Origin of the sequence: Pseudomonas sp. SMN11 (assembly GCF_052041945.1) — a bacterium.
GTDB lineage: Bacteria > Pseudomonadota > Gammaproteobacteria > Pseudomonadales > Pseudomonadaceae > Aquipseudomonas.
The window spans coordinates 29,663-42,885 of the sequence record NZ_JBKGGW010000010.1; the positions used below are offsets into that span (position 1 = coordinate 29,663).

Below are 13,223 nucleotides of genomic sequence, written 5' to 3' on the forward strand. Positions count from 1 at the left end.
GCTGCGTTATTTCATCGCTCGGCGACTTTATGCTTTTCCCAACGTCATCAACAAGCGCCTGATCCGGCGCAAGGGAAGATCATGAATGCCTCAACTCAACGTGCGCCCTGGCTGCCGATCTGGGCCGGGCTGTGTGCCAGTCTGGTCGGTATCGGCCTGGCGCGGTTTGCCTATACACCCCTGATTCCGGCGCTCATCGATGCGCACTGGTTTGCCAGTTCGGCGGTGGTCTATCTCGGTGCGGCCAACCTCGCGGGTTACCTGATCGGGGCGTTGATCGGCAGGCCGTTGGCGTCGCGCTGGTCTGGCGCGGTGGTGCTGCGTGGCATGATGGTGTTGGTCAGCCTGGCGTTCCTGGCGTGTGCCTGGCCGCTGTCGGTGAGCTGGTTCTTCGGCTGGCGACTGCTCTCAGGGGTGGCTGGCGGGGTGATCATGGTGCTGGCGGCCAGCACGATCCTGCCTCATGTGGCGGCCTTGCGCCGTGGGCTGGCCAGCGGCGCGATCTTCCTCGGCATCGGCTTGGGTATCGCCGGCGCCGCAAGCCTGGTGCCGTGGCTGCTGGGCATAGGTCTGCAGCAAACCTGGCTGGGGCTGGCTGCGCTGTCGCTGCTGCTGACGGTCAGCAGTTGGGCTGGCTGGCCTGTGGAGCATGAGCCGCAGGCGATAACGGTCAACCAGCAGGCGGCCGTTTCACCTGCGATCATCGTACTGTTCGGCCAATACGCACTGATGGCTACCGCACTGGTGGCACCGATGATGTTCCTGGTCGACTACGTCAGTCGTGGCCTGGGCGCAGGCACTCGTGCCGGTGCGGTGATCTGGAGCTTGTATGGACTGGGTGCGATTGCCGGCCCGGTGTTGTATGGGTTTCTGGCCGACCACCTGGGTGCACGCGCCGGCATTCGTCTGGTGCTGCTGGCGCAACTGGCCGCGCTCGGAACCTTGCTGGCGAGTCACGACCTGCGTGTGTTGGGTGCTGCTGCGTTGCTGATCGGCTCGTTTCCGCCGGGCATCGTACCGCTGGCGCTGGCTCGGGTGCATCAACTGGTCGAAGGCCATGCCCAGCAGAACGCGACCTGGAGCCGGGCGACAGTCTCCTTTGCCAGCTTCCAGGCCATTGCCGGTTACGGCTACTCGGCGCTGTTCGCTGCCACGGATGGCCATTACGCTCCGCTGTTCGGCGTGGCAGCAGGCGCAGTGGTGCTGGCGCTGTTGGTCGACCTGCTGCTCAAGGAACGTCAGGCCATGTCGCTGATCGCAAACTCCTCGGCGAGGTGATCGATCAAGGCCCGTACCGAGGGCAGCAGCCCGCGCCGTGACGGGAAGATCGCATGCACGATGCCACAGCGTGGATGCCAGTCCGGGATCAGCTCCACCAGGCGACCCGCCGCCAGATCCTCACGCACTGCCACCCGCGGCAAGTGCGCGATCCCCACGCCGGCCACCACGAAGTGGCGCAAGGCAAACAGGTCGTCGGTGACCATGCGCGGGGTATGCCGGATCACGATGCTGCGGCTGGTGTCCTCGCCCTGAAACAGCTCCCACTGGTACTCCCGCTGGGCGCTGCCCCAGTGCAGGCTCGGCAGGCTGCTCAGCAACTGCGGGTCAAAGTTTTTTGGCAATTGCTCCAAGTACTGCGGCTGCCCGACCAGGCATTGGGTGCTGTTGCTCAGCACCTTCATCACCATGTCGGTGTTCTCCAGCGGCGGGAAGCGCACCCTAAGCGCAATGTCGAAGCCCTCATGCAGCAGGTCGACGCGGCGGTTGGTGCTTTCGATGAACAGCTCCACCTGCGGGTACTTGAGCATGTAGCGGGTGAGCATCGGCCCGACCCAGGAGTTGAGCAGGGTGGTCGGGCAGCTGATGCGCACCAGCCCGCGGGGTTCGCTGCGGTTGCGCTCGATGATCTCTGCCGCGCCCTCGGCTTCGACGCGCATGGCCAGGCAGCGGTTGTAGTAGGCCTGGCCGATCTCGGTGAGTGAGCAGTGGCGGCTGGTGCGGTGCAGCAGGCGCACGCCCAGGCGGTCCTCAAGGTCGGCGATGCGCCGGCTGAGCTTCGACTTGGGCATGTCCAGTGCTCGCCCGGCCGGGGCGAAGCCGCCGTGCTCTACAACCTGGGTGAAGTAGTAGAGGGAATTGAGGTCTTCCAACGGTCGTTCTCCAAATGGAACGCTAAAGGCAATTTTCGCAGTCTACCGCCGTAAAGGTGATGATTTTAATCTGTGCCCATCAACGCGAAACACCCCAGATTGCTGAAAAATTCATAAACCTTAGGAGCACAGACCATGAGCAAATTCACCTACAACCGCCTGAACAAAGACGACGCCGCTGTCCTGCTGGTCGATCACCAGGCGGGCCTGCTGTCCCTGGTCCGCGACATCGAGCCGGACAAGTTCAAGAACAACGTGCTGGCCCTGGCGGACCTGGCCAAGTTCTTCAACCTGCCGACCATCCTCACCACCAGCTTCGAGCAAGGCCCCAACGGCCCGCTGGTACCTGAGCTGAAGGAGTTGTTCCCGGACGCCCCGTACATCGCCCGCCCAGGTCAGATCAACGCCTGGGACAACGAAGACTTCGTCAAGGCGGTGAAGGCCACCGGCAAGAAGCAGCTGATCATTGCCGGCGTGGTGACTGAAGTCTGTGTAGCCTTCCCGGCGCTGGCAGCCCTGGAAGAAGAGTTCGAAGTGTTCGTGGTGACCGATGCTTCCGGCACCTTCAACGAAATGACCCGCGACGCAGCTCATGACCGCATGAGCCGGGCCGGTGCCCAGCTGATGACCTGGTTCGGCGTGGCCTGCGAGCTACACCGCGACTGGCGCAACGACATCGAAGGCCTGGCGGCGCTGTGCTCCAACCATATTCCGGACTACCGCAATCTCATGACCAGCTATAACGCGCTGACTGCTGGTAAGTAACAGCAAGTAGATCAAACAGAAAAGGCCGGCCCCAACATGGGGCCGGCCTTTTTTGTTGCATCTTGTTCCAGCCGTTGACCCTCATTGTTGGTGTTGTTAGCGTTTCACCCGAGCGCGAAGCCGGTTGTCATTCAGCGGCAGTAACTGGATCAGGGACCCCGTCGATGGCTGGATCATCAGCGTAGGGTGAGACCTCCACACCTCGGCTTGTGGGTGTGTATATGAATATCAAGCACGCGATGAGGGCCACTGGCGACAGTGGCCCTTTTGTATTTTGGTACTGCAACCCGCATCAGCAGGGCCCCTTGCGGAAGCGGCCTCAAAGCGGCCGTGGGGATGATTTGGCTTCGGCTTTATCCCTTTTGGGAAATCTCCTACTTAGAGAACGGATGCCATAACGGCGCTAATTGAGAAGGCCAAGAGCAGACTGGATAACCCGGAAATCCTTCAGGAGTGTCTCCGTGCGCCGCGCCTATGCCAGCTTAAAAAGTGTAAGGCATGACCTTACACTCAATTACCAATGATCAGGAGCTTCAGGCACAAAGGGCTGCGTTTGCTTTATCAGCAGCGAGACTCGTCTGGGGTGCGTGCAGATCATGTCAATCGCTTGCGGCGCTTACTTGCTTCCCTTGAGGTCGCACAAACGCCTGCTGACATGAACCGTCCTGGTCACCGCCTTCATCCTCTGCATGGAAAGCTGGACAGCTTTTGGGCAGTTAATGTCTCGGGTAACTGTGGGCCTGGTGTTCCGCTTCGTTGGTACTGATGTGGAGCTTGTCGATTATCTCGATTACCACTAGGAGGCTCATTCATGCCTATGTTCGATCCTCCCCATCCTGGGGAGTCCTTGCGAGAAGACGTGTTGCCCGCAATTGGCATGAACGTCTCTGAGCTGGCTCGCCACCTCGGCTATTCAAGGGGGCAGCTATCCACAGTGCTCAATGGGCGCGCCGCCATTTCAGCCGATCTTGCATATCGACTTGAGCTGGCGGGCCTTGGCCCTGCTCGGCAGTATCTTGCTGAACAGGCAGCTTACGATTTATGGCAAGCCGCGCATCGTGAGCATCCACAGATTGCGCGGCTGGTGATTGCCTGACTACTCAGTCCGCATCCGAATCAAACAACCGCGCCAATTCCACCCGCGCCTCCTTGGCCGTCTGCATCACCTTGGCCCGGTCATCGCGCACGAGGCCCTGAGCCTCCAGCACTTCCTCGTCGTGCTGGGCAAACCGCTCGATCCGGTCCGCCGCCTGCTCGTCGCTCAAGCCCAGCCCGACCAGTGCCCGGCGGGTCATCTCCAGGCTGGAGTAAAACGTCTCGCGAATCGGTTCGGCCCCGACATCCGCCAGCTTGTGTACATGCTGGCGGTTACGCGCCCGGGCCAGCACTTTCAGGTGCGGATACTGGCGTTTCACCCGTTCAGCGGTATGGATTGCGGCTTCGGGGTCATCGATGGTGATGATGAAGTACTCTGCTTCACCGACCTTGGCCGCATGCAGCACCTCGGGGCGCAGTGGGTCGCCGTAGAACACCGGCACCTGTTCGAACATGCGCGTCATCTCGATGGTGTCCACCGAGGTTTCCAGGGCAATGAACGGGATCTTCTGCGCCCGCAGGATGCGCGCGACGATCTGGCCCATGCGGCCCATGCCGACAATCACCACCCGCGGCGTGCCGGCGTCGATGGTCTTGTACTGCTCGGGCACTTCACGCGCCGGTTGTGGGCGTTTCAGGGCGCGGGCGCAGCCGAGCATCAGCAGCGGGGTGATGGCCATCGACAGGGTGATGGTCATCAGCAGCAGGTCGTAGGTCTGGGTGTCGAACAGGCCTTGGTCCTTGCCCAGCTTGAACACCACGAAGGCGAATTCGCCACCGGCCGCCAGCACCATGCCCAGGCGCAGCGCGCTGGTGCTGTTGAGGCCACCGGCCAAGCGGCCGACGCCGATCAGCAGGGTGAGCTTCACCGCTACCAGCAGCAGGGTCAGGCCCAGCAGTACCAGTGGCATTTCCAGTAGCAGGCTCAGGTTGGCGCCCATGCCGACGCTGATGAAGAACAGCCCCAGCAGCAGGCCCTTGAACGGTTCGATTTGCGATTCAAGCTCGTGACGGTACTCCGAGTCGGCCAGCAACAGGCCGGCGAGGAAGGCACCCAGGGCCATGGAAATGCCGGCTTCTTCCATCAGCCAGGCAGTACCGATCACCACCAGCAGCGCGGTGGCGGTGGACACTTCCGGTAGGCCGGTGCGGGCCACGGTGCGGAACACCGGGCGCAGCAGGTAGCGGCCGCCGATGATGACCACGGCGATGCTGGCGAATACCTTCAGGCCGTGTTGCAGACTGTCGCCGTGGCTGGTGTCCGGGCCGCTGGCGGCCAGCAACGGGACCAGGGCGATCAGCGGGATGGCGGCGATGTCCTGGAACAGCAGGATGGCGAATGCCAGGCGGCCATGGGGGGCGTTGAGCTGCTTGGTTTCGGCCAGGCTTTGCAGGCCGAGGGCGGTGGACGACAGCGCCAGGCCCAAGCCGAGCACGATGGCAGCCGGTAGCGACTGGCCGAAGCCGAAGAGGGCGATGGCGCCGATCACCGCGCCGGTCAGCAGCACCTGGGCGGTACCGACGCCGAACACCGACTTGCGCATCAGCCACAGGCGCTTGGGCGACAGCTCAAGGCCGATGATGAACAGCAGCAGGACCACGCCCAGCTCGGAGATATGCGCGACGCTTTCGGTGTCGCGGATCAGGCCCAGGGCCTGCGGGCCGATGGCAACGCCCGCGAGCAGGTAACCGATCACGGCCCCCAGTTGCAGGCGCTTGGCCAGTGGGACGGCGACGACAGCGGCGAGCAGGAAGATCACCGCGGTTTGCAGAAGGCTGCCTTCGTGTGGCATTGGCTCGTACTCCATGAGCTGCCGGGGCAGCATTTGAACAGTTTGGCGGACAATTCTGGAGGTTGGTTGTGAGTCAGACAATCTACTGTCAGGAAGACACATTGTCCCGACTTGATTGACAGACTCAGGCTCCTCCAAACTGCGCCCGATACTGCGCCGGTGTCATGCCGATCCGCTCACAGAACACCTTTCTCATATGCCGGTCACTGCCAAACCCGCAGCGCGCTGCCACCACCTTCAAAGGGAGCTCGCTGCATTCGAGCAGCTTGCGCGCCTGGTCGATACGCGCATTCTGCAGGTACTGCAGCGGCGTGATCCCGACCTCACGCTGAAAGGTCCGGGCAAAGTTGCGCCCGCTCATGGCCACCAGGTCGGCCATCTTCTGCACGGTGAACGCCTGGTCGATGTGGTCGACGATAAAGGCCTGTACCCGGGCAATCGGCGAATCATCGCGCGGTATGGCGGCCAGCAGCGGCCCGTAAGGGGTCTGCCCACCCTGGCGATGGCGGGCGACCAGCAGCACCTTGGCGACCTCCAGGGCCAGCGCCTTGCCGTGGTCCTCAGCGACCACCGCCAGCGCCAGGTCGATCCCGGCGGTGATCCCTCCCGAAGTGATCAGGCAGCGGTCGATCACGTAGATCTGCTCGGTCTCGACCTTGGCCTCGGGAAACGCCTGGGCCAGGCGCTCCACGTAGTTCCAGTGGGTGGTGCAGCGATAGCCGGCGAGCAACCCCGCACGCCCGAGCAAAAACACCCCCGTGCAGATCGCGCCGAAGCGCCGGGCCTGTTGCACCGCCTGGGGCAGCCAGCGCTCGATTGCCGGCAGGGCGACGTGGTAGGCCCCCGGCCCACCGGGTACCAGCAACAGGTCGACGCTGGCCGGCAATTGCTCCAGGCGCAGGTCGGCCACGACCTTCAGGCCGCATGAGCCGCGAATGGTCCCTTGGCCTTCAGCCACGGTCACCAACCGATAATGTTTGTCTGCAGGCAAGAACCGGTTGGCGATGGCAAAGGCATCCATCGGCCCGGTTACGTCCAGCAATAGCACGTCGTTGAACAGCACCATGGCCACGGTTCGATGAGCGCGAATTTCCTGCATACCCCATAGCCCTTCGTGTCCTGAGCACTGCATCTTAGGGCAGTGCTGCACAATTAAGAACAATTCAGCTTTGGCTCAGGACTTTGTCACAGGCCGGGGGCGAGACTTTCTCCATTGAACAGGAGAGTCGCCATGCACCCTGGGACGCCCCAACAGCCACTGCCAACCCCCGGCGCGCTGACGCCCGCGCGGTTGCGCCAGGCCAAGGAACTGATGCTGCGCAGTTCGCTGTCGATCATCGAGATCGCGGCTGTGTGCAACCTCACCCGCAGCCATTTCTCCCGTGCCTTCAAGGTCAACACCGGCCTGTCGCCCCAAGCCTGGCGCCTGCTGGCGCGCATGGAAAAAGCCAAGCGCCTGCTCGTCACCGAGGCACCGATCACCCACGTGAGCCTGGAATGCGGCTTCTGCGACCAGGCCCATTTCACCCGCGCCTTCAGCCGCCTGGTCGGCCAGCCGCCCAAGGCCTGGCGCCAGGCGCAGGCATTTTCTTAAGCCGGATCTATCCGCTGGGATAAGCCCTTGAGTAAGTCCCGGTCCGTTTTCCCAACCCAAGGAGTCACCCCCATGAGCCAACCTGATTACAAGCGCCTGAACAAAGACGACGCCGTGGTGCTGCTGGTCGACCACCAGACTGGCCTGATCTCGCTGGTACAGGACTTCTCGCCTAACGAATTCAAGAACAACGTCCTGGCTCTGGGCGACCTGGCCAAGTTCTTCGGCCTGCCGACCATCCTCACCACCAGCTTCGAGCAAGGCCCCAACGGCCCGCTGGTGCCGGAGTTGAAAGCGATGTTCCCGGACGCGCCGTACATTGCTCGCCCAGGCCAGATCAACGCCTGGGATAACGAGGACTTCGTCAAGGCGATCAAGGCCACTGGCCGCAAGCAGCTGATCATCGCCGGCGTGGTGACCGATGTGTGCGTGGCCTTCCCGACCCTGTCGGCATTGGCTGAGGGCTTTGAAGTGTTCGTGGTGACCGATGCCTCGGGTACCTTCAACGAGACCGTGCAGCAGGCGGCATGGGTGCGCATGACCCAGGCGGGTGCGCAGATGATGAACTGGTTCTCGGTGGCCTGTGAACTGCACCGCGACTGGCGCAACGACATCGAAGGGCTGGGTAACCTGCTTTCGCAGCGGATCCCCAACTACCGCAACCTGATGAATAGCTATGCGGCGTTGAGCGCTCGCTGATGCAAACCTGTTCCGGCCTCTGTGGGAGCGGGCTTGTCGAGGCGTCGAACCGCCGCGAAGAGGCTGGAACAGGCTACGAACGGTTCACAGGCAGAGTGAAGCGAATCCGGCACCCGCCAAACGCCGACTCCAGCGCCTGCAACTGCCCGCCATGGGCCTGCACCACCGAACTGCAGATCGCCAGCCCCATCCCCAACCCTTCCTCCTTGGTGGTATGAAACGCGTCAAACACCTGCTCCCGCTCATCCATCGAAATGCCGGGCCCGTTATCGTCCACGCAGATCTCCACCACGTCTGCTCCCACTGCAGATGAAATCCGCAGCACGCCATCACTGCGATACCCGGCCAGGGCCTCCAGCGCATTGGTGATCAGGTTGAATACCAGTTGCTGCAACTGCACCGGGTCGGCCATCACGCTCACCCCTGCCTGCAATCGGGTCTGTACCTCGACCAGGTGCTTGGCGGCATCGGCCGAGGTCAGGCGCAATACCTCGCGAATCAGCTCGTCGACCTTGACTGCCTTGAGCTGCATCGGCGACTGCTTGGCCAGCGAGCGCAGCGCGCGGACGATATTGGCGGCGCGTTCGCTGTCGTTGCGGATGTCTTCCAGGCCAGCAATCGCCTCTTCCAGGTTGGGCTCGGCGCGATTGAGCCAGCGCAGGCTGGCCGCGGCGTTGGAGGCAATAGCCAGCAGCGGCTGGCTGATCTCGTGGGCAATGGACGCCGACAGCTCGTTCATCACCTGCAAGTGGGCACTGCGCGCAAGTTCGGCGCGTGATCGGCGCAGTTCTTCTTCCATTTGCGCCCGCGCCTGGTTGTCCTCGGCCAGACGGGTATAGAACTTGGCCGTCTGCAGCGACACGGCCGCCTGCGAGGCGAGGATCTCCAGCATCGCCAGGCGCTGGCTGCCGAACAGGTTGGGCACCAGGCGGTTTTCCAGGTATACCAGGCCGATCAGTACGCCTTGGATCACCAGCGGCAGGCACAGCACCGAACGGGCGTTGCGTGCGTGCAGTTCCTGGCGGAAGGCCTCGGGGCATTCGTTTTGGGCATCATTGAGCACCAGCGGCTTCTTGGTGCGCAGGGTGGCGTTGATGATCGACAGCGGCGCCTGGGTCATGAACTTCTGGCAGTTGTCCATGTTCACGTGCAGCCCGGCATTGTCGATGAAGGCGAGGGCGGCCATCTGGAATTCGGCGCCGCTGACGATCAGCAGTGCACCGTGATCGGCGCCGGAGTGTTGGGTGAGGTGGCCCATCAGCGTTTCGATCAGGCCTTCGAGCAGCACTTCCTCGGACAACGCCCGCGCCGCCTCGATGCCAGCCTCAAGGTCCAGCTTGGCCTGCTGGGTGGCGCGGTAGGTCTCCTGGACGGGTTGCGTGCGCAGGAACGGATGCAAGGCCTCCAGCTGCCGCACCTTGCCGGTCGCTCCCCAGATATGGAAACAGTCGCGGGCAATACGCAGGTGCAGGTTGGCGCCGGAGATCAGCCCGCTGGGGATGCAAACCTCGGCCAGCTGCTCGTGGGCCAGGGCCTGTTCGTGGATGAAGCCGGCGGCGGTCGCGGCGATCTGCGCCTGGTCGAAGCAGCGGATGGCCGCCAGGCCGTCGCCTTCGAGCTTGGCAATTACCCCTTCGATCAGCAGTAGCTTGCCGCGGAAGGTCACCGGATTGAAGCCGGCCCAGCGGCCGAAGCGCTCGCGCAGGGCCTGCAGCTCGGCCAGCTTGTCGACAAGGCTGCCGGGGGCTTCCGGGCTGCCCACGGCCAGGCCGCGGAACAGGTGGAAGTCCGCCAGGTTGATATGTGCTGGTGCTGCCCAGGCGTTTTCGCCCGCAGCGTTCAGGCTGTGCATGGCTTGCGCGACATTGCCCAGGTAGAAGGCTGACATGCCATTGAACAGCTGCTGGAAGAACAACGTGGTGGGTGAGTTCACCGGCGTGGGCAGGGTCGTGCAGGGTGCTCCGCTCAGGCTGGCGACGAATGCCTGCTGGGCTTGCAGGATCTGTTCGATATCGCTGTAGCCGTAACCGCGCACGGTAGCCAGGCCCTGTACCACCTCCTCGGCCACTTCCGGCAGATAGCGGCCCATGAACAGGGAGTCGGAAACCAGATGGTTGCAGGCATAGCAGGTCATGGCCACATCACCGCTCACGCGTGTCGAATCGAGCGCTTCCAGCGCCATGCGGCGGGCGAACTCCATGGGCGAGGTCCAGGCACTGACCTGGTCCAGGGCCAGCAGCGCGCTGGTGAGATCGGCCTCGAAGCCGTGTCGCTCGATCAGCTTGAGCGCGGCCAGGCAGCAGGCATGGCCGTCGTGATAGCTGCCGAAGCGTTCGGCGATCATCACCCCGTACCAGGCCAGGCCGTAGGTGCTGCCTGGGGCGACACCGTGCAACAACGACAGCTCCATCAGTTTGGCCAGGTGCAGGAAGCAGATATCGTCCTTTACGAAAAACGATGACGACAAGGTGGCCAGCAAGCCAATGGCAACCGCGACTTCCTCCGAGTCGGTACGCGGTAGCGACGCCAGGCAATGGCGGCCTTGCTGATCGATCAGGGCCCGGACATGCGCATGGCTGGCTTCCACCTGCTGCGGGTCGACACCGCAAGTCAGGCTGACTCCCAGCAGTTCGAGGCCGGCGACGGCGGTATTGATGGCGGCCTGGTAATCGCCGCGCACGGTGTGCAGGCGAGCCTGCAGCCGGCATACCTGTGCCTGCTCCAGCGTCGAGCGTGCGCGTTGGCGGCATTCCATCACCCGGTCTTCGGCTGCAGCCATGCGCGACAACTGCAGGTCGCACTCTGCAGCCATGCAGGCGATGGCAAAAGCATGCGTGGCGTGGCTTTGCGGCGTGGCGCTCTGATGCAGCAACTGCTCGCACGTTCGCAGGTAGGCCGCAGATTGTTCGCAGGCGCCTGTGTCGCGCGCGCGCAGCGCCGCATCACGCAAAAGCTGCAGAAAATGATCGCAGTTATCCGCTGAAAACCCGCGTGGGTTGGCGCGTTGCAGCTGATTGGCGACCTCGAACACAACCTCCTGCAAGTCGTTGCGCCAGACCTGGAGCATGGCCTGGGCAATGCTCGCATGCAGCTGGCCACGATCACGCGCAGGCGTGAGCTGGTAGGCAGCCTCCATCACGCGGCCATGGGCAAAGCTCAGACCTTTCTGGCCCGGTAGCAGGAAGCCCGCGTCAATCAAGGCCTTCAACGGTTTACCCGGCAGCAGTGCAAGCAGCAGGCGTTCATCACAGCGGCTACCTGCCGCGCTGGCGATCCGCAACACATCGCGTTGAGGTGCCGGCAGACGTGCCAGACGGTGGATCATCAGATCGGCGACGTTGTCGGAGTATCGTTGCCGGGCCACGGCTTGCAGGGACCACGACCAGCGCATGGCCTGGGTATCGAAGGTGAACAGCCGGTCCTCGACCATGACCCTGAGGATCTGGTTGATGAAGAACGGGTTTCCTGCGGTCTTGGCGTGAATCAGCTCGGCAACCTGCAACGCTTGGTCGGGGCTGACGTGGTAGCGCTCGCCGACCAGCTCGGTGACTGCACCGACGGTCAGTGGTCGCAGGTTCAGGGTGATGCTGTGCAGCGTTGCGGGCGTGGCAAGTGGCGTACCCACGGTTTGCGCATCGTTGCGGCAGACGAAGATCAGCAGCAGGTTGTCGGGGGCCTGGGCGAGCAATTGTGCCAGCAGTTGTCGGGTGGCATCGTCGGCCCACTGCAGGTCATCGAAACACAGCGTCAGCGGGTGGCCGGGGTGGCTGAACACCTGCAGGAATTCGACGATGGCCCGTTGTGCCTTCTGTAATGCCAGGCGCGTGGGCTTTTCCGGCAAGTCGGGCAGGGGGCCGAGGATCAGTTGCAGTTCTGGGGCCAGTTTACCAAGCAATCGGCCGTGGTCTTTGATGCGATCCAGGATCTCGCTGCGCAGCTTGTCCAGGTCCTGGCTGTTCTTGGCCAGCAGCTGGGTGGTCAGCGAACCGAGGATCTCCACCCAAGGGGCATAGGGCACAGCCTGTACCGGGCTGTTGCACTTGCCGACAGCCCAATAGCCTTCGGCATGGGCCTTGAGTGCGGCCTCGACCAGGCTGGACTTGCCCATGCCCGCCGCGCCATTGATGAACAGCACCTGGGGCTTGCTGTTGCGACGCACGGCATTGAGCATCAGGGCGATGAGCTTCTGTTCTGAATTGCGGCCGTACAGGCGCTCGCGACTGGGCGAAACCGGGTCGGCGCAGCCGGGCTCGAAGGGGGCGATGGTCTTGCTGGCGGCCCATTGCCGTTGGCAGTGGGCCAGGTCCACGGCCATGGCCCGGGCGCTCTGGTAGCGAGCGTCAGGTTCCTTTGCCAAGGCCTTGGCCAGGATCCGGCTCAGCGGCTGTGGTACCTGGCTGTCGACCTCGCAGGCCGTGCGTGGCTGGACGCCGGCATGCAACTGGCGCCAGTGCTGGGTATCGCGCCCGGCCAGTGGCAGTTCGCCCAACAGCAGTTGGTAGAGGATCGCGCCTAAGGCATAGATGTCGCTGCGCCGGTCGCTGCTGCTGCCATGGGGGCAGACCTGCTCCGGTGCCAGGTAGGCCCAGTTGCCGAGCGCATTGCCCTGTACGCTGATCAGTTCGGGTGTATCAGCACGAAAGCAGCCCAGTCGCACCCGCTGGTTCGGCTGCAGGCACACGTGTTCGGGCTGCAACGCACCGTGCAGTACGTTGTGCTCGTGGGCTTGGGACAAGGCGTTGGCGGCGTTTACCGCGATGTCTAGAAAGGTCGCCAGGGCGATCGGGCCCTCGCTGATCAGTTCGGCGATGGAGCGGCCGGCCGGGTATACCAGTAAAGGGCCTTCGGCGGAGCGGACGAACGCTGAGGGGATTACCGCCCATTGCGGGTCCAGCTGCAGGCGGTAGTCGCGCTCAAGGCGCTGGCAGGCTGCGGGGGCCTCGAGCGGGGCGCGCACAGCGATCCAGGCCTGACGGGTGGTGGGGTCGCGCAAGCGGAAGTAGCTGAGCTCACCCTCCTGGCCCAGTTGCGTGATGTCGCAGCGATTCAGCCACTCGTCGTCGATCGACTGGTCGAAATCGATGGGCCTGTTTGCGAGGCGTTCATCGAGCATAAAGCACCCCCTGC

The 13,223-nt window shown here is 63.3% G+C and carries 9 protein-coding genes and 1 pseudogene; 6 read left to right on the top strand and 4 right to left on the bottom strand.

Features of this window, described 5'->3' with window-relative positions; genetic code table 11:
• Window positions 1-81 precede the first annotated feature (81 nt).
• Window positions 82-1,278: a YbfB/YjiJ family MFS transporter gene (locus tag ACLEJU_RS11620; RefSeq protein ID WP_435423539.1), complete on the top strand. Its 1,197-nt coding sequence runs from the start codon at window positions 82-84 to the stop codon at window positions 1,276-1,278.
• On the opposite strand, the gene ACLEJU_RS11625 is transcribed toward ACLEJU_RS11620, so the two are convergent.
• Complete coding sequence (locus ACLEJU_RS11625) at window positions 1,239-2,150, bottom strand: LysR substrate-binding domain-containing protein (RefSeq protein ID WP_435423538.1); 912 nt, start codon at window positions 2,148-2,150, stop codon at window positions 1,239-1,241. The genes ACLEJU_RS11620 and ACLEJU_RS11625 overlap by 40 nt on opposite strands.
• A gap of 135 nt (window positions 2,151-2,285) precedes the next feature.
• Between ACLEJU_RS11625 and ycaC (ACLEJU_RS11630) the strand changes: the two genes are divergently transcribed.
• The 3 genes and pseudogenes from ycaC (ACLEJU_RS11630) (at window position 2,286) to ACLEJU_RS11640 (ending at window position 4,011) form a co-directional block, all read left to right on the top strand.
• Window positions 2,286-2,915: an isochorismate family cysteine hydrolase YcaC gene (gene ycaC, locus ACLEJU_RS11630; RefSeq protein WP_079230358.1), complete on the top strand. Its 630-nt coding sequence runs from the start codon at window positions 2,286-2,288 to the stop codon at window positions 2,913-2,915.
• A gap of 520 nt (window positions 2,916-3,435) precedes the next feature.
• Window positions 3,436-3,715 (top strand): annotated as a pseudogene (locus ACLEJU_RS11635) (type II toxin-antitoxin system RelE/ParE family toxin).
• 11 nt (window positions 3,716-3,726) lie between these two features.
• On the top strand, window positions 3,727-4,011 hold the full coding sequence (locus tag ACLEJU_RS11640; protein ID WP_079230360.1) for a HigA family addiction module antitoxin: 285 nt from the start codon (window positions 3,727-3,729) through the stop codon (window positions 4,009-4,011).
• A gap of 4 nt (window positions 4,012-4,015) precedes the next feature.
• On the opposite strand, the gene ACLEJU_RS11645 is transcribed toward ACLEJU_RS11640, so the two are convergent.
• Entirely contained in the window at window positions 4,016-5,803 is a 1,788-nt protein-coding gene (locus ACLEJU_RS11645) for a monovalent cation:proton antiporter-2 (CPA2) family protein (RefSeq protein ID WP_435423537.1), read from the bottom strand.
• Between the two features lie 124 nt (window positions 5,804-5,927).
• The gene (locus ACLEJU_RS11650; protein ID WP_435423536.1) at window positions 5,928-6,902 is read right to left on the bottom strand and encodes a GlxA family transcriptional regulator; all 975 of its coding nucleotides are present in this window, start codon (window positions 6,900-6,902) and stop codon (window positions 5,928-5,930) included.
• Window positions 6,903-7,034: 132 nt separating this feature from the next.
• On the opposite strand from ACLEJU_RS11650, the gene ACLEJU_RS11655 reads away from it, so the two are divergent.
• Window positions 7,035-7,397, top strand: a complete 363-nt coding sequence (locus tag ACLEJU_RS11655; protein WP_294339763.1) for a helix-turn-helix domain-containing protein — start codon at window positions 7,035-7,037, stop codon at window positions 7,395-7,397.
• Window positions 7,398-7,469: 72 nt separating this feature from the next.
• The gene (gene ycaC, locus ACLEJU_RS11660) at window positions 7,470-8,096 is read left to right on the top strand and encodes an isochorismate family cysteine hydrolase YcaC (protein WP_435423535.1); all 627 of its coding nucleotides are present in this window, start codon (window positions 7,470-7,472) and stop codon (window positions 8,094-8,096) included.
• Window positions 8,097-8,169: 73 nt separating this feature from the next.
• On the opposite strand, the gene ACLEJU_RS11665 is transcribed toward ycaC (ACLEJU_RS11660), so the two are convergent.
• Window positions 8,170-13,209, bottom strand: a complete 5,040-nt coding sequence (locus tag ACLEJU_RS11665) for a trifunctional serine/threonine-protein kinase/ATP-binding protein/sensor histidine kinase (RefSeq protein WP_435423534.1) — start codon at window positions 13,207-13,209, stop codon at window positions 8,170-8,172.
• Between the last annotated feature and the right edge of the window lie 14 nt (window positions 13,210-13,223).

What these genes read in the sequence shown, in the direction of transcription:
- ACLEJU_RS11645 (WP_435423537.1), bottom strand. Translation starts at nt 5,803, where the DNA reads ATGCCACACGAAGGCAGCCTTCTGCAAACCGCGGTGATCTTCCTGCTC.
- ycaC (WP_435423535.1), top strand. Translation starts at nt 7,470, where the DNA reads ATGAGCCAACCTGATTACAAGCGCCTGAACAAAGACGACGCCGTGGTG.
- ycaC (WP_079230358.1), top strand. Translation starts at nt 2,286, where the DNA reads ATGAGCAAATTCACCTACAACCGCCTGAACAAAGACGACGCCGCTGTC.
- ACLEJU_RS11655 (WP_294339763.1), top strand. Translation starts at nt 7,035, where the DNA reads ATGCACCCTGGGACGCCCCAACAGCCACTGCCAACCCCCGGCGCGCTG.
- ACLEJU_RS11620 (WP_435423539.1), top strand. Translation starts at nt 82, where the DNA reads ATGAATGCCTCAACTCAACGTGCGCCCTGGCTGCCGATCTGGGCCGGG.
- ACLEJU_RS11665 (WP_435423534.1), bottom strand. Translation starts at nt 13,209, where the DNA reads ATGCTCGATGAACGCCTCGCAAACAGGCCCATCGATTTCGACCAGTCG.
- ACLEJU_RS11650 (WP_435423536.1), bottom strand. Translation starts at nt 6,902, where the DNA reads ATGCAGGAAATTCGCGCTCATCGAACCGTGGCCATGGTGCTGTTCAAC.
- ACLEJU_RS11640 (WP_079230360.1), top strand. Translation starts at nt 3,727, where the DNA reads ATGCCTATGTTCGATCCTCCCCATCCTGGGGAGTCCTTGCGAGAAGAC.